The sequence below is a fragment of the Burkholderia sola genome, assembly GCF_905400185.1.
In the GTDB taxonomy this organism is placed as follows: Bacteria; Pseudomonadota; Gammaproteobacteria; order Burkholderiales; family Burkholderiaceae; genus Burkholderia; species Burkholderia sola.
In genome coordinates this window covers 2,568,122-2,587,362 of record NZ_FR989675.1, presented here as the reverse complement: position 1 = coordinate 2,587,362, position 19,241 = coordinate 2,568,122, and the positions used below count along the sequence as shown (strand labels likewise).

Sequence of the window (19,241 nt, the reverse complement as noted above, 5' to 3'; positions counted from 1 at the left end):
GTGCGGTTCAGAAGGCGACGCGTGCGGTACGCAGCAGCGCGGCAGTCTCAAAAAGGGGCAGACCCATGATACCTGAATGGGATCCGTCGATTCGCTCGATGAATTCGGCCGCGCGGCCCTGGATCGCGTACGCGCCGGCCTTGCCGAACGGCTCGCCGGTGTCGACGTAGCGCGCGAACGCGTCGCGCGATGCGTTTGAAAAGCGTACCGACGAGCGCGACAGCGCGGGCGGCAGCAGTTCGCCGTCGGCGCCGATCACGGCGACGGCGGTCAGGACTTCGTGTGCGCGGCCCGCGAGGCGGGTGAGCATCGCGAGCGCATCGTCGGCGTCGGCCGGCTTGCCGAGGATCGCGCCATCGATGGTCACCGTGGTGTCCGCAACGAGCACCGGCGCGGGCGGCTTGCCGCTCGCGATGAGGCGCGCACGCGCGGCCTCGGCCTTCGCGACGGTCACGCGCCGCACGTACGCGTCGGCGGCTTCGCCGGGCAGCTCGGCCTCGAGCGCCTCGGCGTCCTCGTCGGGGCGCGGCAGCAGCAGCTCGAAGCGTACGCCGATCTGCAGCAGCAGCTCCTGGCGGCGCGGGCTTTGCGAGGCGAGGTAAAGGATCGGGAAAAGCGCGGGGGACGTGCTGGACGGCATGGTGTCGTTATCTCGTTAGGCGCGCGTGGCGCGCGTCTCGAGGACGACACGTCATGCGCGGTGGTAGGGGTGATTCTGCGTGATGCTCCACGCCCGGTAAAGCTGTTCGGCGAGCAGCACGCGCACCATGCCGTGCGGCAGTGTCATGCTCGAAATGCGCAGCAGCACGTCGGCGCGCGCTTTCAGGTCCGGATCGAGCCCGTCAGCGCCGCCGATCACGAACGCGACGTCGCGGCCGTCCTGCTGCCAGCCGGGCAGCGCCTGCGCGAGCTGCATCGTGGTCCAGTCGCGGCCGCGCTCGTCGAGCGCGACGAGGCGCGCGCCCTTCGGCAGTGCGGCCTCGATCTTCTGCCGCTCGGCGGCCATCACGCTTTCGGCGCTGCGGCCGCCCGAACGCAGTTCAGGCTTGATTTCGCGCAGCTCGATGCGCAGTTCGGGCGGCATCCGCTTCGTGTATTCGTCGAAGCCGGATGCGATCCAGCCCGGCATCTTGTGGCCGACCGCGAGGATGAAAAGCTTCATCGGGACGACTCGCTGCGACTCAGCGGCGGCGGGCCGCCGTCTTGCGCGCCGGGCGTGCGGGCGCGGCTTCTTCCTCGTCGTCCTCGTCTTCGCTGGCCGTCGCGAAGCCGTTGCCCTTGCCGCCGCCGAGCTTCATCCGCACGGGCTTGTCGCCCCAGATTTCCTCGAGGTTGTAGTACTGGCGCAGCGCCGGTTGCAGGATGTGCACGACCGCGTCGCCGCAGTCGACCAGCACCCATTCGCCGGTGTCCTCGCCTTCGGAGCTGACGACGTCGCCGCCGGCTTCCTTGACCTTGTCGCGCACGTTCGACGCGAGCGCCTTGGTCTGTCGGTTGGAGGTGCCCGACGCGACGACCACGCGGTCGAACAGTTCGGTCAGGTGGCTGGTGTTGAACACCTTGATGTCTTGCGCCTTGACGTCTTCGAGGGCGTCGACGATCACGCGCTGCAGTTTGCGAATATCCATGGATTCAGGAATGGTAGAGGCGATGTTGAAGAATATAGGCCCATACGGCGGCCGGCACATGTTCGGCCGACGCGTCGGGCATTTGCGCATGGCGTGCGATGCATGCGCGCAGGTGCGCGCGGATGTCGGTCGCGGCGATGTCGAACGAAAGGGTCGTATCGATCAGCAGGTTGCCTGCCGGCGTGGCCTTGAGCACGTCGGCGCAGGCCTGCCGCGCGGCGATCTCCCGCGCGACGTCCGGCGGCGCCGCGCCGAGCTCGAAGCCCGGGCGCGTCGACACGCCGATGTGCGCGTAGTCGAACAGCGTGCGCCAGTCGCGCCACGTATCGAGGCGCACGAGCTGGTCGGCGCCGATCAGCAGCGACAGCGACGCATCCGGGCCGATCCGCTCGCGCCAGCGCGCGAGCGTCTCGACCGTGTAGGTCGGGCCGGTGTGCTCGATCTCGTCGGTGGCGACGGTCACGGTCACGCCCGGCAGCACGAGCGAATCCGCGGCCGCGCGCGTCATCGCGAGCCGGTGCTCGGCGGCCGACACGTCGCGCTTCTGGTACGGCTGTCCGGCGGGCAGCAGCACGAGTTCGGTCAGGTCGAGCAGCGCGGCGAACCGGCGCGCGAGCGCGAGATGACCGTCGTGGATCGGGTCGAAGGTGCCGCCCAGCAAGCCGATACGACGCGGCAGCGGGGCGGGGCGGGCGGTGGTGTCCAGAAACGCGTCCTTTCGTTGGGGCAGCGGCACGCGCGGGCTCAGACCCAGTCGCGCGGCACGAGGAAGTCGCTGTAAAGGCGCGCTTCCGGCGAACCCGGCTCGGGTTGCCAGTTGTAGCGCCAGTTCGCGACCGGCGGCATCGACATCAGGATCGACTCGGTCCGGCCGCCGCTTTGCAGGCCGAACAGCGTGCCGCGGTCGAACACGAGGTTGAATTCGACGTAGCGGCCGCGGCGGTAGGCCTGGAAGTCGCGTTCGCGCTCGCCGTACGGCAGTTCGGCGCGGCGCTCGACGATCGGCAGGTAAGCGTGCAGGAACGCATCGCCGACGCTTTGCATCATGTCAAACGAGCGTTCGAAACCGGGTTCCGAGAAATCGTCGAAGAAGATCCCGCCGATGCCGCGCGTTTCGTTGCGGTGCTTCAGGAAGAAATATTCGTCGCACCATTGCTTGAAGCGCGGGTAGAGCTCGGCGCCGAACGGGTCGAGCGCATCCTTGCAGGTCTGGTGGAAATGCCGCGCGTCGTCCTCGAAGCCGTAAACCGGTGTCAGATCCATGCCGCCGCCGAACCAGAACACGGGGTCTTCGCCCGGTTTCGTCGCGATCAGCATCCGCACGTTCATGTGCACGGTCGGGCAGTACGGATTGCGCGGGTGCAGCACGAGCGACACGCCGAGCGCCTCGAAGCCGCGGCCCGCGAGCTGCGGACGCGCCGCGCTGGCCGACGGCGGCAGCGCGTCGCCCGCGACGTCGGAAAAGCCGATTCCCGCGCGTTCGAACACGCGGCCGCCTTCGAGAATCCGCGTGCAGCCGCCGCCGCGCAGGCGTTCGGCCGGCCCGCGCTGCCACGTGTCGGTCGCGAGCGGCGTGCCGTCGAGCGCGCCGAGCGCGTCGGCGATGCGTGTCTGCAGGCCCTGGAGGTACGTGCGCACACGCGCCACGTCGTAGGTCGAATCGGTCATGTCTGGACTGGCTGCCCCCACCCGGAGCGGGGGCCGTAAAAAAAGCATCTGCCGGGCATTCTATCGAACCCCGGCAGACGGGTCGCCGCCGCGCGGGCGCGGGGCGGCGATGGCGACGTCACGCGCTCTTGCGGTTGAGCGCGCGAAAGCCGATGTCGCGGCGGTACTGCATGCCTTCGAAATTGATCTGGTTGATCGTGTCGTACGCATGCTGCTGCGCTTCGCGCACCGAATCGGCGAGGCCGACCACGCACAGCACGCGGCCGCCGGACGTCACGAGCTTGTCGCCGTCATTGAGCGTCGTGCCCGCATGGAACGTCACGGCCTGTTCGGTCTCGGCCGGGATGCCGTTGATGCGGTCGCCCTTGCGCGGCGCGTCCGGGTAACCGTGCGCGGCCAGCACGACGCCGAGCGCGGTGCGGCGATCCCAGTCGAGCTCGACCGTGTCGAGGGTGCCCGCGATCGCCTGCTCGACGACCTTCGAGAAATCGCTCTTCAGGCGCGCCATGATCGGCTGCGTTTCCGGGTCGCCCATCCGGCAGTTGAACTCGAGCGTGCGCGGATTGCCATCCTTGTCGATCATCAGGCCCGCGTACAGGAAGCCCGTGAAGCGGATGCCGTCCTTCTCCATCCCGCGCACGGTCGGCATGATGATTTCGCGCATCACGCGGGCGTGCATCTGCGGCGTGACGATCGGCGCGGGCGAATATGCACCCATGCCGCCGGTGTTCGGGCCGCGATCTTCGTCGAGCAGGCGCTTGTGGTCCTGGCTGGACGCCAGCGCCAGCGCGTGCTTGCCGTCGACCATCACGATGAAGCTCGCTTCCTCGCCATCGAGGAATTCCTCGATCACGACGCGCGCGCCGGCATCGCCGAGCTTGTTGCCCGACAGCATCATGTCGACGGCCGCATGGGCCTCTTCGAGCGTCATCGCGACGACGACGCCCTTGCCGGCCGCGAGGCCGTCGGCCTTCACGACGATCGGCGCACCCTTCGCGTCGATGTACGCGTGGGCGGCGGCCGCGTCGGCGAAGGTTTCGTAGTCGGCCGTCGGAATGTTGTGGCGCTTCATGAACGCCTTCGCGAAATCCTTCGAGCTTTCGAGTTGCGCGGCTTCGCGGGTCGGGCCGAACACCTTCAGGCCGCGTGCGCGGAACAGGTTGACGATGCCGGCCGCGAGCGGTGCTTCCGGCCCGACGAGCGTGAACGCGACGCCTTCGCGTTCCGCGAAATCGGCGAGTTCGTCGAGCGCCGTGATGTCGACGTTCTTCAGACGCTCGTCCTGCGCCGTGCCGCCATTGCCCGGCGCGACGTAGACCATCTGGACGCGCGGCGACTGCGCGAGCTTCCACGCCAGCGCATGTTCGCGGCCGCCGGAACCGACGACGAGTAGTTTCATGGGATTCCCCGCAGACTAGAAAACAGGGCGGCCGGCACGCTCAGGCGCGCCGGCCGCGAAATCGGTCGGGCCGCCGCCGCAACGCTGCGCACGGCGGCCGGCATCTCATTCCTCGACGATGACGGCGTTCGTATACACGTCCTGCACGTCGTCGAGGTTCTCGAGCGCGTCCAGCAGCTTCTGCATCTTCGCCGCGTCGTCGCCGGTGAATTCGACTTCGTTCTGCGGCTTCATCGTCACTTCGGCGAGTTCGGCCTTGAAGCCCGCGGCTTCGAGCGCGTCCTTCACCGCCGAGAATGCCTGCCAGTCGCACAGCACTTCGATCGAGCCGTCGTCGTTCGTGTTCACGTCGTTCGCGCCGGCTTCGAGCGCGGCTTCCATCAGCGCGTCTTCCGACGTGCCGGGCGCGAACAGGAACTGGCCGACGTGATCGAACATGAACGCGACCGAGCCGTCGGTGCCCATGTTGCCGCCGAACTTCGAGAACGCGTGGCGGACTTCCGCGACCGTGCGGGTGCGGTTGTCGGTCAGCGTGTCGACGATGATCGCCGCGCCGCTGATGCCGTAGCCTTCGTAACGGATTTCTTCGTAGTTCGCGCCGTCCGCGCCGCCGACGCCGCGATCGATCGCGCGCTTGACGTTGTCCTTCGGCATGTTCGCGTCGGCTGCCTTGTCGACCGCGAGACGCAGGCGCGGGTTCGAGTTGACGTCGCCGCCGCCGAGGCGCGCCGCCACCTGGATTTCCTTGATCAGGCGGGTCCAGATCTTGCCGCGCTTCGCGTCGGCCGCAGCCTTCTTATGCTTGATGTTGGCCCATTTCGAATGACCAGCCATACCTTTCTCCGTGCCCGGGCGCGCAGCGCGGGCGATTGTTGCAATGTGTCGTTGAATCGGCGGCCGTGTCGGCGGGCATGAAGCCGCGGGGCCGCGCGTGTCGAGTGGATCGTGATTTTATCACGCGGCGACCGCCGGTTCGGGGCCGCCGCGCATGGCCGAACGGCCAGGGCGGCCGTCGCGGCGCGCCGGGCCGCGCGGCACGGTGGCGCCGGCCGCTCGGTTCCGTCAGTTCTTGGTGCCGAACAGGCGGTCGCCGGCGTCGCCCAGGCCCGGCACGATGTACGCGTGCTCGTTCAGGTGCGAGTCGAGCGACGCGACGAACAGCTTCACGTCCGGGTGCGCGTCCTGGAACACCTGCACGCCTTCGGGCGCGGCGACCAGCGCGACGAACATGATGTTCGCGGCCGGCACGTTGCGGCGCTTGAGCACGTCGACCGCATGCACGGCCGAATAGCCGGTCGCGACCATCGGGTCGCACAGGATGAAGATGCGGTCTTCCAGGTCCGGCAGGCGCACCAGATATTCGACCGGGCGGTGGTCTTCGGCGCGGTACACACCGATGTGACCGACGCGCGCGGACGGCACCAGGTCGAGCAGGCCGTCCGACATCCCGATGCCCGCGCGCAGCACGGGCACGATCGCGAGCTTCTTGCCGGCGATCACCGGCGCGTCGACCGCCACCAGCGGGGTTTCGACCCGCTTGGTCGTGAGCGGCAGGTTGCGGGTGATCTCATAGCCCATCAGCAGCGTGATCTCGCGCAGCAGTTCGCGGAACGTGCGCGTGGACGTGTCCTTGTCGCGCATGTGCGTGAGCTTGTGCTGGATCAGCGGGTGATCGGTGATGAAGAGGTTCGGGAAACGGCTGTCCTGTTTCATGACGGGGTGCCTTGGCGGCAAAAGGGGATCGGGGGCGGCGGCGGGCGCGAGGCCGGCCGTCGCTCATGGCCGCAATTTTACCAAGGCGCGCCGCGCGATCCGGATATTATCGACGTCTCACGACAATCCGCGTGCCGCGCACGCCCGCTCGCCCGCCCGCCGGCGGCCGTGCGGGGCCGCCGGCACGCGCGCCACCAGGGAAGCGACGATGGATCTCGGCATCGAAGGAAAGACCGCGCTCGTGTGCGCGGCCAGCAAGGGTCTCGGGCGCGGCTGCGCGGAAGCGCTGGCCGCCGAGGGCGTGAACCTCGTGATCGTCGCGCGCACGCGCGACACGCTGGAGGAAACCGCGGAAGAGATCCGTGCCGGCGCGAACGTGTCGGTCACGGCGGTCGCGTGCGACATCACGACGCCGGACGGCCGCGCGGCCGCGCTCGCCGCGTGCCCGCAGCCGGACATTCTCGTGACGAATGCCGGCGGCCCGCCGCCCGGCGACTTCCGCGATTTCTCGCACGACGACTGGATCCGCGCGCTCGAGGCGAACATGCTGACGCCGATCGAGCTGATCCGCGCGACCGTCGACGGGATGATCGGCCGCGGCTTCGGCCGGATCGTCAACATCACGAGTTCGGCCGTGAAGGCGCCGATCGACGTGCTCGCGCTGTCGAACGGCGCTCGCTCGGGGCTGACTGGCTTCGTCGCGGGGCTGTCGCGCAAGGTCGCGGGGCAGGGCGTGACGATCAACAACCTGCTGCCCGGGTTGTTCGACACCGACCGGATCGCGACGACGCTCGCCGCGTCGGCGAAGGCGCAGGGCGTGACGGTCGACGAGATGCGTGCGCGGCGCACCAAGGACATCCCGGCCGGGCGCCTGGGCACGCGCGCGGAATTCGGCGCGGCCTGCGCGTTCCTGTGCAGCGTGCATGCCGGCTACATCACCGGGCAGAACTGGCTGCTCGACGGCGGCGCGTATCCGGGTACGTTCTGACCCGCGCTTTTCGATTCACGACGACAACAACCGAACGACGAAGGAACTGGAGATGAGCAAACCCCGCATCGCATTGATTGCGCACGACGCGAAGAAGGACGAGATCGTCGCGCTCGCGGGCCAGTATCGCGAGACGCTCGCGCAATGCCGGCTGGTGGCGACCGGCACGACGGGCGGCCGGATCGCCGCCGCGCACGGGCTCGAGGTCGAGCGCAAGCTGTCGGGGCCGCTTGGCGGCGACCTGCAGATCGGCGCGGAACTGGCCGACGGCCGCGTCGACATTGTCATATTCCTGCGCGATCCGATGACCGCGCAGCCGCACGACCCCGACATCACCGCGCTGGTGCGCGCGTGCGACGTGCACGACGTGCCGGTCGCGACCAACGTCGCGACCGCGCGGATGCTGCTCGACGATCTGGCGCGGAACATGCAGGACGTTTGCTAGGCAGCTGTTGAAGAGCGCCGCGCTTTAGCGGTCGGGGGCTTCGTTCAAGAAGTTGTCGTATGCGATCGGCCGCGGAGTGTCGGACGGATCGTGCCGAATGCTTCGCTGTCGAGCGAGCGGGCCGGTGCATTGCCACGCAACGGCCGGGTTCGAAGGCTTCAGCGCGCCACTCATGACGGCACCGCTTCTTGGCGTGATGGCCTGGCACACAATCGAGCTGGCGAGCGCGCTTGCGCGTTCGGCGAAGCCGTCGGCTGGCTGACTACGGCGTCGACCAAGGCACGTGCATCCGCGCGCGAGGGCCTCGATTACGGTGATTTGCTCGTTCCCCTGAACGATAGAAGGGATTCGATTCCTTGTAGCAGTTCGGGCAAGAAGGACTGATCCAGCCCGCAATACCCCGTGATGCATGCTCCCTCGGGAGGGGTCGGCTGAAAGCGCCAGTCGCCCACGATTGCGCGTCGATCAAGTGTTCGCAATATCAGCTCAAACCCCGGCTCAACGCCTGTTAGCTCCGCTCGTTGCCCGGCTTGAAGCTGCGTTTGAATGGATTGAATCTGTTGCCGAAATTGTCGCAACTCGTCGGGCATGACACTCCATTGCCCTTCCGCCTGGATACTCGGTACCGTCAATTGGATCCGTACATCGATCCATTCAAGATACGGCCCTCCCGGTTCGTCGCGTCGCGCAGCAACGGGCTCCATTTGAAGTCTAAAGTCATCTGTGTCGATGGTTAGCATGTGTTCAACGTTAAGAGCGCAACCTTCCGAGACGTTGTGATCAGTCGGCCCAGCTACCCGTTCGTTCCGGTGAGAGGCAATGTCCGGTATTTCGGGCGCGGCTAATGGCACGGGTATTTTTGTCGCAAGACGTATGTGACCAGGACTGCCGCATTTGCCCTCAGCGCATCTCTCGGCCATTTCCCGAGATCGTGGAGCACTTCCGAATCGATTTCCCCCGGTTTGACACGCCCGTTGTCGCACCAGTCCTGGCCTTCGGTCGCATCGGCCACGCCTGCCAGATACCCGGCCATAGCGTGGCGCTCGGCGCCAGCATACGGCGTGTTGTCGGAACGGCTCAGGCCGTCGAGCAAACGGGTGCCGTCCGCACGCGGTATCGGGGCCGCGGTTGCGCTGCCGATACTTGCGGATAGCGACGCGAAAGCGATCACATTCCAGACAAGAGCGAGCTTCATGGGGTGGACTGGGCGAATTGGGCAGCAGGCAAATTAGCACGGCCGTCGTCTCGTAAATGACCATGGCCAGAACCGGTTGTCGGGCCGATCGACGTCGACCTTCGTCGGTTCGGGAAAAGCGCGTCGACACCGCGCGGGAGATCCTTTGCGCACGGGGCGCGAGGCGAGAAATGACCAACGGCCCGGTTCGGCCATCGCGGCGCGAGCGACGTGACGTCAACGTTACAAAGTGTGCCGAACATCATTGACTGCGCAAGCGAAGGAAACGAGCGGCAGCGACCGGTCTCATACCGCGCCGTTTTCCTCATGCGCGGCCCATGCCATCCATTTCCCGCGAAAACCCTACCGATGTGAAGGGATTGCAACGACGCGCTGCGTGACCGTGCACGACGCGCGAGAATCCTCCGCTACGACCCGTGTTCACGCGCATCGCCGCAGCGGCAATGTCGATGCATTCGCCGAACCGGATTTCCAGATTCCAGACAGAAGAGGAGCAAAACGATGCCGAAAGCAATCCGATACGACCAGCCGGGCGGCCCGGACGTGATGAAGTGGGTCGATGTCGACGTCGGCGCGCCGAAGGCCGGCGAAGTCCGCATCCGGCAACACGCGGTCGGGCTCAACTACATCGACGTGTATTTCCGCACGGGCCTGTATCCGCAGCCGCTGCCCGGCGGTCTCGGGATGGAGGCGGCGGGCGAGGTGACGGCCGTCGGCGACGGCGTGACCGCGTTCAAGGCCGGCGACCGCGTCGCGTATGTCGGCCAGCCGCCCGGCGCGTATGCGCAGGAGCGCGTGATGCCGGCCGAGCGCGTCGTGAAGCTGCCGGACGGGATCAGCGACGACGACGCGGCGTCGGTGATGCTGCAAGGCCTGACCGCACATTACCTGCTGCGCCGCACGTACCCGGTGAAGGCCGGCGACACGATCCTGATCCACGCGGCGGCCGGCGGCGTCGGGCTGCTCGTGTGCCAGTGGGCGAAGGCGCTCGGCGCGACCGTGATCGGCACGGTCGGCTCCGACGAGAAGGCCGAACTCGCGAAGGCGCACGGCTGCGATCACCCGATCGTCTACACGCGCGAGAACTTCACGCAGCGCGTGAAGGCAATCACGAACGGCGCGGGCGTGCCGGTCGTCTACGATTCGATCGGCAAGGACACCTACGTCGGCTCGCTCGACAGCCTCGCGCCGCTCGGCTACTTCGTCAGCTTCGGCAACGCGTCGGGCCCGCTGCCGCCGATCGACTCGAAGGAATTCTCGTCGCGCGGCTCGCTGTTCTTCACGCGCCCGACGCTGTTCTCGTACATCGCGAAGCGCGCCGATCTCGACGCCGCGGCCACCGAATTGTTCGACGTGATTCTGTCGGGCAAGGTGAAGACGAGCATCAACCAGCGCTACCCGCTCGCGGAAGTCGGCCGCGCGCATGCCGACCTCGAAGCACGCAAGACCACCGGCTCGACGATTCTCGTTCCCTGACCGTCCCCCGTGCCGGCGCGACGCCGGCACGCGCCTGTTGCGGGCGGCGCTGCAGCGCCGCTCGTCCCGCCTCGTTTTGCGCCAGTCCCGCCGCACGCGTTTACGCGTTTTTTACACCCGCCCCGACACCTTTGACCCGCCCTTTACGTGCGTTCCCATAAGGTTCTAGTCGTCCGATTTCGACGACGGAGAACAAAAAATGGATGGGGTTTTCATCGGCGCACTGGTGCTCTTCACCGCGCTGATCCTCGGTTTGCTTGCCGGTTGCGACAAGCTCGTGCAATACGGTCGCGGGGGGCGCGCATGACCTGGATGCTTTGGCTGGCGGGCGCCTCGACGGCCCTGCTGTTCGCGTATCTCGTCTTTGCGCTGCTGCGCGCGGAGGACATCGAATGAACGCGAACAACCTGTTGCAGACGCTGCTGTTCATCGTCGTGCTGCTCGCGGCGGCCGTGCCGGTCGCGCGCTACCTGAGCGCGGTAATGGATGGCAGTTCGCGCGTCGTGCGCGTGTTCGGCCCGCTCGAACGCGCGCTGTACCGCGTCGCCGGCGTCGACGCCGGCACCGAGATGAACTGGAAGCAGTATGCGATCGCGACGATCGCGTTCAACGCGCTCGGCGTGCTGTTCCTCTACGGGCTGTTGCGCCTGCAGGGCTTCCTGCCCGGCAACCCGCAGCAGTTCGGCGCGATGACGCCCGACGGCGCGTTCAACACGGCCGTCAGCTTCGTCGCGAACACGAACTGGCAGGACTACACGCCCGAGCAGACCGTCAGCTATCTGTCGCAGATGCTCGGCCTGACCGTGCAGAACTTCCTGTCGGCAGCGACCGGCATCGTCGTCGTGATCGCGCTGATCCGCGGCTTCGCGCGTCACACCGCGCAGACGATCGGGAACTTCTGGGTCGACCTCACGCGCGTGACGCTGTACGTGCTCGTGCCGATGGCGGCGCTCGTCGCCGCGCTGCTGATGAGCCAGGGCGTGCTGCAGAACATCAAGGCGTACCAGGACGTGCCCGTGCTGCAGGCGAGCACCTACGCGGCGCCGAAGCTCGACGCGCAGGGCAGCCCGGTGAAGGACGACAAGGGCAACGCGGTCACGGTGCCGACTCCGCTGACGAAGCAGACGCTCGCGATGGGGCCGGTCGCCTCCCAGGAAGCGATCAAGATGCTCGGCACCAACGGCGGCGGCTTCTTCAACGCGAACTCCGCGCACCCGTTCGAAAATCCGACGCCGTTCGCGAACTTTCTGCAGATCTTCTCGATCCTGATCATCCCGGCCGCGCTGTGTCTCGTGTTCGGCCGGATGATCGGCGACCGCCGGCAGGGCATCGCGGTGCTCGCGGCGATGACGGTCGCGTTCGCGGTCGCGACCGGCGTCGAGGTGAGCGCCGAGCAGGCCGGCAACCCGACGCTCGCCGCGCTGCACGTCGACCAGTCGGCCGGCGCGCTGCAGCCGGGCGGCAACATGGAAGGCAAGGAAACCCGCTTCGGGATCGCACAGACCGGCATCTTCACGGTCGCGACGACGGCCGCGTCGTGCGGCGCGGTGGACGCGATGCACGATTCGCTGACGCCGGTCGGCGGCCTCGTGCCGATGCTGCTGATGCAGCTCGGCGAGGTGGTCTTCGGCGGCGTCGGCTCCGGCCTCTACGGGATGCTCGTGTTCGCGCTGCTCGCGGTGTTCGTCGCCGGCCTGATGATCGGCCGCACGCCGGAATACGTCGGCAAGAAGATCGAGTCGTACGAGATGAAGATGGTGTCGATCGTCGTGCTGCTCACGCCGCTGCTCGTGCTGGTCGGCACGTCGATCGCGGTGTTGGCGGACGCGGGCAAGGCCGGCATCTCGAACCCGGGCCCGCACGGCTTCTCGGAAATCCTCTACGCGTTCAGCTCGGCCGCGAACAACAACGGCAGCGCGTTCGCGGGCCTGACGGTCGGCACGCCGTTCTACAACTGGATGACCGCGATCGCGATGTGGTTCGGCCGCTTCGGCACGATCGTGCCGGTGCTGGCGATCGCCGGTTCCCTCGCCGCGAAGAAGCGCATCGCGGTGACGAGCGGCACGCTGCCGACGCACGGCCCGCTGTTCGTCGTGCTGCTGCTCGGCACCGTGCTGCTGGTGGGCGCGCTGACCTACGTGCCGGCGCTCGCGCTCGGCCCGGGTGTCGAGCACCTGATGATGTGGCTGGGCGCTTGATGCGCGCCCGCATCGCGACACACTGAAAAGACTGAAGAGCTTGAAGAGATCGCAATGACTCAACATTCCGCAACACGGTCCATGTTCGATCCGGCGCTGCTGCGCCCGGCGATCGTGGATTCGTTCAAGAAACTCACGCCGCGCACGCAGTTCCGCAATCCGGTGATGTTCTGCGTGTACGTCGGCAGCATCCTGACCACGATCCTGTGGATCGCGGCGCTCTCGGGCCAGGCCGAGGCGCCCGCGGGCTTCATTCTCGCGATCGCGCTGTGGCTGTGGTTCACGGTGCTGTTCGCGAACTTCGCCGAAGCGCTCGCCGAAGGGCGCTCGAAGGCGCAGGCCGCGTCGCTGCGCAGCGCGAAGAAGGACGTGATGGCGAAGAAGCTCAACGAGCCGCATCCGAAGTCGCCGATCCGCATCACGACCGCGTCCGACCTGCGCAAAGGCGACGTCGTGCTGGTCGAGACCGGCGACGTGATCCCGGCCGACGGTGAAGTCGTCGACGGCGTCGCATCGGTCGACGAATCGGCGATCACCGGCGAATCCGCGCCGGTGATCCGCGAATCGGGCGGCGACTTCTCGTCGGTGACGGGCGGCACGCGCGTGCTGTCCGACTGGATCGTCGTCAAGGTCACAGCGAACCCCGGCGAGGCGTTCCTCGACCGGATGATCGCGATGGTCGAAGGCGCGAAGCGCAAGAAGACGCCGAACGAGGTCGCGCTGACGATCCTGCTCGTCGCGCTGACGATCGTGATGCTGCTCGCGACCGCGACGCTGCTGCCGTTCTCGATGTTCTCGGTCGAAGCGATGAAGGCCGGCCACGTGGTGACGATCACCGCGCTCGTCGCGCTGCTCGTGTGCCTGATTCCGACGACGATCGGCGGGCTGCTGTCCGCGATCGGCGTGGCCGGGATGAGCCGGATGATGCAGGCGAACGTGATCGCGACGTCGGGCCGCGCGGTCGAAGCGGCCGGCGACGTCGACGTGCTGCTGCTCGACAAGACCGGCACGATCACGCTCGGCAACCGTCAGGCGTCGACGTTCGTGCCGGCGCCGGGCGTGACCGAGGAAGCGCTGGCCGATGCCGCGCAACTGTCGTCGCTCGCCGACGAAACGCCGGAAGGGCGCAGCATCGTCGTGCTCGCGAAGGAGCGCTTCAACATTCGCCAGCGCGACATGGCGCAACTGCATGCGACGTTCCTCGGCTTTTCCGCGCAGACGCGGATGAGCGGCGTCGATCTGCCCGGCCGCGAGATCCGCAAGGGCGCGGCCGACGCGATCCGCCGCTACGTCGAAACCCACGGCAGCCGCTTCCCCGAAGAAGTGCGCCGCGCGGTCGACGACGTCGCGCGCCGCGGCAGCACGCCGCTCGTCGTGGCCGACCTGCAGGACGGCGCGGCGCGCGTGCTCGGCGTGATCGAGCTGAAGGACATCGTGAAGGGCGGCATCAAGGAGCGCTTCGCGGAGCTGCGCAAGATGGGCATCAAGACCGTGATGGTGACGGGCGACAACCGGCTGACGGCCGCGGCGATCGCGGCGGAAGCGGGCGTCGACGATTTCCTCGCGGAAGCGACGCCGGAAACCAAGCTCGCGACGATCCGCGAGCACCAGGCGGCCGGGCGTCTCGTCGCGATGACGGGCGACGGCACCAACGACGCGCCGGCGCTCGCGCAGGCCGACGTGGCGGTCGCGATGAACACCGGCACGCAGGCGGCGAAGGAAGCCGGCAACATGGTCGACCTCGACTCGAACCCGACGAAGCTGATCGAGATCGTCGAGATCGGCAAGCAGATGCTGATGACGCGCGGTTCGCTCACGACGTTCTCGATCGCGAACGACATCGCGAAGTACTTCGCGATCATCCCGGCCGCATTCGTGACGACCTACCCGCAATTGCGCGTGCTCGACATCATGCATCTGACGTCGCCGGCGTCCGCGATCCTGTCCGCGGTGATCTTCAACGCGCTGATCATCGTCGCGCTGATCCCGCTCGCGCTGAAGGGCGTGACCTATCGGCCGCTCGGCGCCGCGTCGCTGCTGCGCCGCAACCTGCTGGTCTACGGCCTCGGCGGCGTGCTGCTGCCGTTCCCGTTCATCAAGCTGATCGACATGACGCTCGCCGCGCTCGGCTGGGCCTGAGCCGGCCGTCCTTGAAGGAACCATCATGAAATCGTTGATTCGCCCGCTCGTCGTGCTGTTCGTCGTCCTGACCGCCGTGACGGGGCTCGCTTACCCGGCGGTGATGACCGTGTTCGGTCAGGCCGTGTTCCCGTCGCAGGCCAACGGCAGCCTGATCGAGCAGAACGGCAAGGTCGTCGGCTCCGCGCTGATCGGCCAGTCGTTCGACGCGCCGAAGTATTTCTGGGGCCGGCTGTCGGCCACCGCGCCGATGCCGTACAACGCGGCCGGCTCCGGCGGCTCGAACTTCGGCCCGCTGAACCCGTCGCTCGCCGACCAGGTGAAGGCGCGCATCGCCGCGCTGCGCGACGCGGGCACCGACCTGTCGAAGCCGGTGCCGGTCGACCTCGTGACGGCGTCGGCGAGCGGCCTCGATCCGGAGATCACGCCGGCCGCGGCCGCGTACCAGGTCGAGCGCGTCGCGAAGGCGCGCAACCTGGCGCCGGACGCGGTCGCGCAACTCGTCGCCGCGAACACGGCGGGCCGCCAGTTCGGCGTGCTCGGCGAGCCGCGCGTGAACGTGCTGAAGCTGAATCTCGCGCTCGACGCGGCGCAGGCCGCGCACTGAGCGTGCGGGCGTGCGGGCTCCCCGGCGCGGCTGGCTGCGCGCCGGGCCCGACTTCGTTTCGACGGCGCGCGCGCCGTCTTTGCCTTTTGCGGCGATTTGGAACCACAATGGCTGTATCTCGCGCGCCATCCGGCGCGTCGCCCTTCTGACGCATGAACCGCCCCGATCCCGACCAACTCCTCGACAAGCTGCAGCGCGATGAAGAAAAGCAGCGGCGCGGCCAGCTCAAGATCTTCTTCGGCGCGTCCGCCGGCGTCGGCAAGACCTACGCGATGCTGCAGGCCGCGCGCCAGCGCGTGCAGGAAGGCGTCGACGTCGTCGTCGGCATCGTCGAGACTCACGGCCGCAGTGAAACCGCCGCGCTGCTCGACGGCCTCGACGTGCTGCCGCCCGCCCGCATCGACTATCGCGGCCGCACGCTCGCCGAATTCGATCTCGACGGCGCGCTCGCGCGTGCGCCGCAACTGATCCTCGTCGACGAGCTCGCGCATTCGAACGTGCAGGGCGCACGGCACCTGAAGCGCTGGCAGGACGTCTACGAGCTGCTCGATGCGGGCATCGACGTGTATACGACCGTCAACGTCCAGCATCTCGAAAGCCTGAACGACGTGGTCGGTGCGATCACCGGCATTCGCGTGTGGGAGACCGTTCCCGATCGCGTGTTCGACGCGGCCGACGAAGTCACGCTCGTCGACCTGCCGGCCGAGGAATTGCTCGAGCGGATGCGCGACGGCAAGGTCTATCTCGCGCAGCAGGCCGAGCGCGCGGTGCGCAACTTCTTCCGCAAGGGCAACCTGATCGCGCTGCGCGAGCTCGCGCTGCGGCGCACGGCCGATCGCGTCGACGCGCAGATGCGCGAGTACCGCGCAGACCGTTCGATCCAGCGCATCTGGCAGGCGCGCGAGCGGCTGCTCGTGTGCGTCGGCCCGGGCGCCGAAGCGCCGACGCTCGTGCGCGCGGCGGCGCGCCTTGCCGCGAGCCTGAAGGCCGACTGGATCGCCGTGTACGTCGAGACGCCGCGCCTGCAGCGGCTGCCCGACGCGCGGCGGCAGCGCACGCTCGACGCACTGAAGCTCGCGGCCGAGCTCGGCGCGGAGACGGTCACGCTCGCCGGGCCCGACGCGGTCGCCGCGTTGATCGGCTATGCGAAGGTGCGCAACGTATCGAAGCTCGTCGCGGGCGGCTCGCCGAAGGTCGGGCTCGCGCGCCGCTTCGCACGGCCGTTCGGCGAGCAGCTGGCGGAACGCGCGGGCGACGTCGACCTGATGCTGATCCGTGCGTCCGCGAGCGACGAGACGCGCGCCGCGCCGCTCGACGCGCGGGCGCGCGACTGGCGCGACGCGTTCGCGCAGTTCGGCACGCACCGTTCGCCGCCGCGCCACTACGCGTATGCGGCCGCGATCTGCGCGGCGATCACCGTCGTCGCGAGCGTCGTGTCCGGGCGGCTCGACCTCACGAACCTCGTGATGCTGTACCTGCTCGGCGTGGTGTTCTCGGCGGTGCGGCTCGGCCGCGGCCCGGGCGTGCTGCAGTCGTTCCTGTCGGTGGCCGCGTTCGATTTCTTCTTCGTGCCGCCGCGCATGTCGTTCTCGGTCAGCGACACGCAATACCTGCTGACCTTTTTCGGGATGCTGCTGACGTCGCTCGTGATCAGCCACCTGACGTCGACGCTCACGCGTCAGGCGAGCGTCGCGCAGCGCCGCGAGCGCCGCACCGGCGCGATCTACGCGATGGCGCGCGAGCTCGGCGCGGCGCTGACGACCGAGCAGATCGTCGAGATCGGCAGCCGTCACGTGGGCGAGGTGTTCCGCGCGCGCGTCGCGTTCCTGCTGCCCGACAGCGCGGACCAGGTGCGGCAGAAGATCGAGGAGCCCGACGCGGTCGTCACGCTGACGGGCGCGGAGCTCGACAGCGACGTCGGCCAGTGGGTGTACGACCAGCAGAAGCCGGCCGGGCGCGGCACCGATACGTTGCCGGCGACGGCCGCGCTGTACCTGCCGCTGAAGGCGCCGATGCGCACGCGCGGCGTGCTCGCGGTCGCGTCGCGCGAGCCGCGCGAACTCGAGGTCCCCGAGCAGCAGCGGATGCTCGACGCATTCGCCGCGCAGATCGCGCTCGCGCTGGAGCGCGTGCACTACGTCGAGATCGCGCGCGACGCGCTCGTCAACATGGAATCCGAGCGGTTGCGCAACTCGCTGCTGTCGGCGATCTCGCACGACCTGCGCACGCCGCTCACGACGATCGTCGGTTTTTCGTCGATGCTCGCGAACGGGCGCGCGGCCGCGCAGGCCGGCGACGCCGCGGCGGCCGGGCGGCTCGCGCAGCGCGAGGGCGAACTCGTCGACGCGATTCACGACGAGGCGCTGCGCATGACGGGCATCGTCACGAACCTGCTCGACATGGCGCGGCTGCAGGCCGGCAGCCTGCAGCTCAAGCGCCAGTGGTCGCTGCTCGAGGAAACCGTCGGCGCCGCGCTCGCCGCGTGCCGGCGCGTGCTCGCGCGCCATCCCGCGCACGTCGCGCTGCCGGCCGACCTGCCGCTGCTGCAGATGGACGCGGTGCTGATGGAGCGGTTGTTCACCAACCTGTTCGAGAACGCGGCGAAGTACACGCCGCCCGATACGTCGCTCGACATCGGCGCGGAGCGCGTGACCGACGACGGCCATCCTTTCGTGTGCGTGCACGTCGACGATCACGGCCCGGGCCTGCCGGTTGGCATGGAAACGCGGATCTTCGACAAGTTCACGCGCGGCGAGAAGGAATCGGCGACGCCGGGCATCGGGCTCGGTCTCGCGATCTGCCGCGCGATCGTCGAGGCGCACGGCGGTAAAATCGGCGCGCTCAACCGCACCGCGCCCGACGGCCGCGTGACGGGCGCGCGCTTCTGGTTCACGCTGCCGGTCGACACGCCGCCGGCGGCACCCGCCGTGCCCGACGACGAATCCGACCTGCCGGACGCATCGCCCCCATCCGAGTCATTGCCCGACCATGAGTGAACCCAGCCTGACCGTCGTCCTGATCGAGGACGAAAAGCAGATCCGCCGCTTCGTGCGCGCCGCGCTCGAGGAGGAGGACATCGCGGTGTTCGAAGCCGAGACGGGCAAGCAGGGGCTGATCGACGCGGCGACGCGCAAGCCCGACCTCGTGATCGTCGATCTCGGCCTGCCCGACACCGACGGCCTCGACGTGATCCGCGAACTGCGCGGCTGGTCCGAGGTGCCGGTGATCGTGCTGTCCGCGCGCACGCAGGAAGAGGAGAAGGTGGCCGCGCTCGACGCGGGCGCCGACGACTACCTGACCAAGCCGTTCGGCGTGTCCGAACTGCGTGCGCGGATTCGCGCGCAACTGCGCCGGCGCAACCAGGGCGGCGCGAACGAGTCGCCGAAGGTGACCTTCGGCGGCGTGACCGTCGATCTCGCGCTGCGCCAGGTGTGGCGCGACGACGCGATCGTGCACCTGACGCCGCTCGAATACCGGCTGCTCGCGACGCTCGTGCGTCACGCGGGGCGCGTGCTCACGCACCGCCAGCTGCTGCGCGACGTGTGGGGGCCGTCGCACGTCGAGAGCCATCATTACCTGCGCATCTACATGGCGCATCTGCGCCAGAAGCTCGAGGCCGATCCCGCGCAGCCCGAGCACATCGTCACCGAGACGGGCGTCGGCTATCGGCTCGTCGGCGCCGTGTGACGGACGGGGCGCGGCCAAGCATGCGGCCGCGGCGTCGCGCCCCGGCAGGGTTGCGCCGGCGCGACAGCCTCGCGACCGGCGCCGGCCTTGCACACCCG

The 19,241-nt window shown here is 68.3% G+C and carries 19 protein-coding genes; 9 read left to right on the top strand and 10 right to left on the bottom strand.

Going from position 1 to position 19,241, the window contains the following annotated elements; genetic code table 11:
- Nucleotides 1–7: 7 nt before the first annotated feature.
- From KR541_RS11905 to upp, 8 genes are all read right to left on the bottom strand, one after another.
- Nucleotides 8–640 carry a Maf family protein gene (locus KR541_RS11905; RefSeq protein WP_050016392.1) on the bottom strand — a complete coding sequence of 211 codons (633 nt, stop codon included), beginning with the start codon at nt 638–640 and terminating at the stop codon, nt 8–10.
- Between the two features lie 51 nt (nt 641–691).
- On the bottom strand, nt 692–1,162 hold the full coding sequence (gene rlmH / locus KR541_RS11900; protein ID WP_006478222.1) for a 23S rRNA (pseudouridine(1915)-N(3))-methyltransferase RlmH: 471 nt from the start codon (nt 1,160–1,162) through the stop codon (nt 692–694).
- 19 nt (nt 1,163–1,181) lie between these two features.
- Nucleotides 1,182–1,628: a ribosome silencing factor gene (gene rsfS, locus KR541_RS11895; RefSeq protein WP_050016394.1), complete on the bottom strand. Its 447-nt coding sequence runs from the start codon at nt 1,626–1,628 to the stop codon at nt 1,182–1,184.
- A 4-nt stretch (nt 1,629–1,632) separates the two neighbouring features.
- Nucleotides 1,633–2,364 (bottom strand): nicotinate-nucleotide adenylyltransferase, encoded by a 732-nt coding sequence (locus tag KR541_RS11890; RefSeq protein WP_089488693.1) that lies wholly within the window; start codon nt 2,362–2,364, stop codon nt 1,633–1,635.
- Nucleotides 2,365–2,372: 8 nt separating this feature from the next.
- Nucleotides 2,373–3,296: an oxygen-dependent coproporphyrinogen oxidase gene (gene hemF / locus KR541_RS11885; RefSeq protein WP_050016398.1), complete on the bottom strand. Its 924-nt coding sequence runs from the start codon at nt 3,294–3,296 to the stop codon at nt 2,373–2,375.
- A gap of 118 nt (nt 3,297–3,414) precedes the next feature.
- On the bottom strand, nt 3,415–4,695 hold the full coding sequence (gene purD / locus KR541_RS11880) for a phosphoribosylamine--glycine ligase (protein WP_050016400.1): 1,281 nt from the start codon (nt 4,693–4,695) through the stop codon (nt 3,415–3,417).
- 105 nt (nt 4,696–4,800) lie between these two features.
- Nucleotides 4,801–5,529, bottom strand: a complete 729-nt coding sequence (locus tag KR541_RS11875) for a YebC/PmpR family DNA-binding transcriptional regulator (protein ID WP_006478227.1) — start codon at nt 5,527–5,529, stop codon at nt 4,801–4,803.
- A gap of 228 nt (nt 5,530–5,757) precedes the next feature.
- On the bottom strand, nt 5,758–6,408 hold the full coding sequence (gene upp / locus KR541_RS11870) for a uracil phosphoribosyltransferase (protein ID WP_216089549.1): 651 nt from the start codon (nt 6,406–6,408) through the stop codon (nt 5,758–5,760).
- A 208-nt stretch (nt 6,409–6,616) separates the two neighbouring features.
- On the opposite strand from upp, the gene KR541_RS11865 reads away from it, so the two are divergent.
- Together KR541_RS11865 and KR541_RS11860 are read left to right on the top strand one after the other, a co-directional pair.
- Nucleotides 6,617–7,396: an SDR family oxidoreductase gene (locus tag KR541_RS11865; protein WP_124594795.1), complete on the top strand. Its 780-nt coding sequence runs from the start codon at nt 6,617–6,619 to the stop codon at nt 7,394–7,396.
- Nucleotides 7,397–7,448: 52 nt separating this feature from the next.
- Nucleotides 7,449–7,841: a methylglyoxal synthase gene (locus tag KR541_RS11860; RefSeq protein WP_050016404.1), complete on the top strand. Its 393-nt coding sequence runs from the start codon at nt 7,449–7,451 to the stop codon at nt 7,839–7,841.
- A gap of 308 nt (nt 7,842–8,149) precedes the next feature.
- Here the strand turns inward: KR541_RS11860 and KR541_RS11855 are convergent, their stop codons facing one another.
- Complete coding sequence (locus KR541_RS11855) at nt 8,150–8,581, bottom strand: WapI family immunity protein (RefSeq protein ID WP_124631397.1); 432 nt, start codon at nt 8,579–8,581, stop codon at nt 8,150–8,152.
- A 101-nt stretch (nt 8,582–8,682) separates the two neighbouring features.
- Nucleotides 8,683–9,036, bottom strand: coding sequence for a Rap1a/Tai family immunity protein (locus KR541_RS11850; RefSeq protein ID WP_060733606.1), 354 nt, complete (start codon nt 9,034–9,036; stop codon nt 8,683–8,685).
- A 501-nt stretch (nt 9,037–9,537) separates the two neighbouring features.
- Here KR541_RS11850 and KR541_RS11845 point away from each other — a divergent pair.
- The 7 genes from KR541_RS11845 (at nt 9,538) to kdpE (ending at nt 19,143) form a co-directional block, all read left to right on the top strand.
- Entirely contained in the window at nt 9,538–10,512 is a 975-nt protein-coding gene (locus tag KR541_RS11845; RefSeq protein ID WP_089488691.1) for a quinone oxidoreductase family protein, read from the top strand.
- Nucleotides 10,513–10,815: 303 nt separating this feature from the next.
- A complete protein-coding gene (gene kdpF, locus KR541_RS11840; RefSeq protein WP_006752209.1) occupies nt 10,816–10,908 on the top strand; it encodes a K(+)-transporting ATPase subunit F in 93 nt (30 codons plus the stop codon).
- Nucleotides 10,905–12,710: a potassium-transporting ATPase subunit KdpA gene (kdpA, locus tag KR541_RS11835; protein ID WP_216089548.1), complete on the top strand. Its 1,806-nt coding sequence runs from the start codon at nt 10,905–10,907 to the stop codon at nt 12,708–12,710. Before kdpF ends, kdpA begins: the two co-directional genes overlap by 4 nt.
- A 54-nt stretch (nt 12,711–12,764) precedes the next feature.
- On the top strand, nt 12,765–14,849 hold the full coding sequence (kdpB, locus tag KR541_RS11830; protein ID WP_050016412.1) for a potassium-transporting ATPase subunit KdpB: 2,085 nt from the start codon (nt 12,765–12,767) through the stop codon (nt 14,847–14,849).
- Between the two features lie 25 nt (nt 14,850–14,874).
- Entirely contained in the window at nt 14,875–15,456 is a 582-nt protein-coding gene (gene kdpC, locus KR541_RS11825) for a potassium-transporting ATPase subunit KdpC (protein ID WP_124637620.1), read from the top strand.
- 152 nt (nt 15,457–15,608) lie between these two features.
- Entirely contained in the window at nt 15,609–18,452 is a 2,844-nt protein-coding gene (locus KR541_RS11820; RefSeq protein WP_050016416.1) for a sensor histidine kinase, read from the top strand.
- Nucleotides 18,445–19,143, top strand: a complete 699-nt coding sequence (kdpE, locus tag KR541_RS11815; protein ID WP_050016417.1) for a two-component system response regulator KdpE — start codon at nt 18,445–18,447, stop codon at nt 19,141–19,143. Before KR541_RS11820 ends, kdpE begins: the two co-directional genes overlap by 8 nt.
- Nucleotides 19,144–19,241 lie beyond the last annotated feature (98 nt).

Coding starts and splice junctions, on each gene's coding strand:
- KR541_RS11905 (WP_050016392.1), bottom strand. CDS start 640: ATGCCGTCCAGCACGTCCCCCGCGCTTTTCCCGATCCTTTACCTCGCC.
- rlmH (WP_006478222.1), bottom strand. CDS start 1,162: ATGAAGCTTTTCATCCTCGCGGTCGGCCACAAGATGCCGGGCTGGATC.
- rsfS (WP_050016394.1), bottom strand. CDS start 1,628: ATGGATATTCGCAAACTGCAGCGCGTGATCGTCGACGCCCTCGAAGAC.
- hemF (WP_050016398.1), bottom strand. CDS start 3,296: ATGACCGATTCGACCTACGACGTGGCGCGTGTGCGCACGTACCTCCAG.
- purD (WP_050016400.1), bottom strand. CDS start 4,695: ATGAAACTACTCGTCGTCGGTTCCGGCGGCCGCGAACATGCGCTGGCG.
- KR541_RS11875 (WP_006478227.1), bottom strand. CDS start 5,529: ATGGCTGGTCATTCGAAATGGGCCAACATCAAGCATAAGAAGGCTGCG.
- upp (WP_216089549.1), bottom strand. CDS start 6,408: ATGAAACAGGACAGCCGTTTCCCGAACCTCTTCATCACCGATCACCCG.
- KR541_RS11865 (WP_124594795.1), top strand. CDS start 6,617: ATGGATCTCGGCATCGAAGGAAAGACCGCGCTCGTGTGCGCGGCCAGC.
- KR541_RS11860 (WP_050016404.1), top strand. CDS start 7,449: ATGAGCAAACCCCGCATCGCATTGATTGCGCACGACGCGAAGAAGGAC.
- KR541_RS11855 (WP_124631397.1), bottom strand. CDS start 8,581: ATGCTAACCATCGACACAGATGACTTTAGACTTCAAATGGAGCCCGTT.
- KR541_RS11850 (WP_060733606.1), bottom strand. CDS start 9,036: ATGAAGCTCGCTCTTGTCTGGAATGTGATCGCTTTCGCGTCGCTATCC.
- KR541_RS11845 (WP_089488691.1), top strand. CDS start 9,538: ATGCCGAAAGCAATCCGATACGACCAGCCGGGCGGCCCGGACGTGATG.
- kdpF (WP_006752209.1), top strand. CDS start 10,816: ATGACCTGGATGCTTTGGCTGGCGGGCGCCTCGACGGCCCTGCTGTTC.
- kdpA (WP_216089548.1), top strand. CDS start 10,905: ATGAACGCGAACAACCTGTTGCAGACGCTGCTGTTCATCGTCGTGCTG.
- kdpB (WP_050016412.1), top strand. CDS start 12,765: ATGACTCAACATTCCGCAACACGGTCCATGTTCGATCCGGCGCTGCTG.
- kdpC (WP_124637620.1), top strand. CDS start 14,875: ATGAAATCGTTGATTCGCCCGCTCGTCGTGCTGTTCGTCGTCCTGACC.
- KR541_RS11820 (WP_050016416.1), top strand. CDS start 15,609: ATGAACCGCCCCGATCCCGACCAACTCCTCGACAAGCTGCAGCGCGAT.
- kdpE (WP_050016417.1), top strand. CDS start 18,445: ATGAGTGAACCCAGCCTGACCGTCGTCCTGATCGAGGACGAAAAGCAG.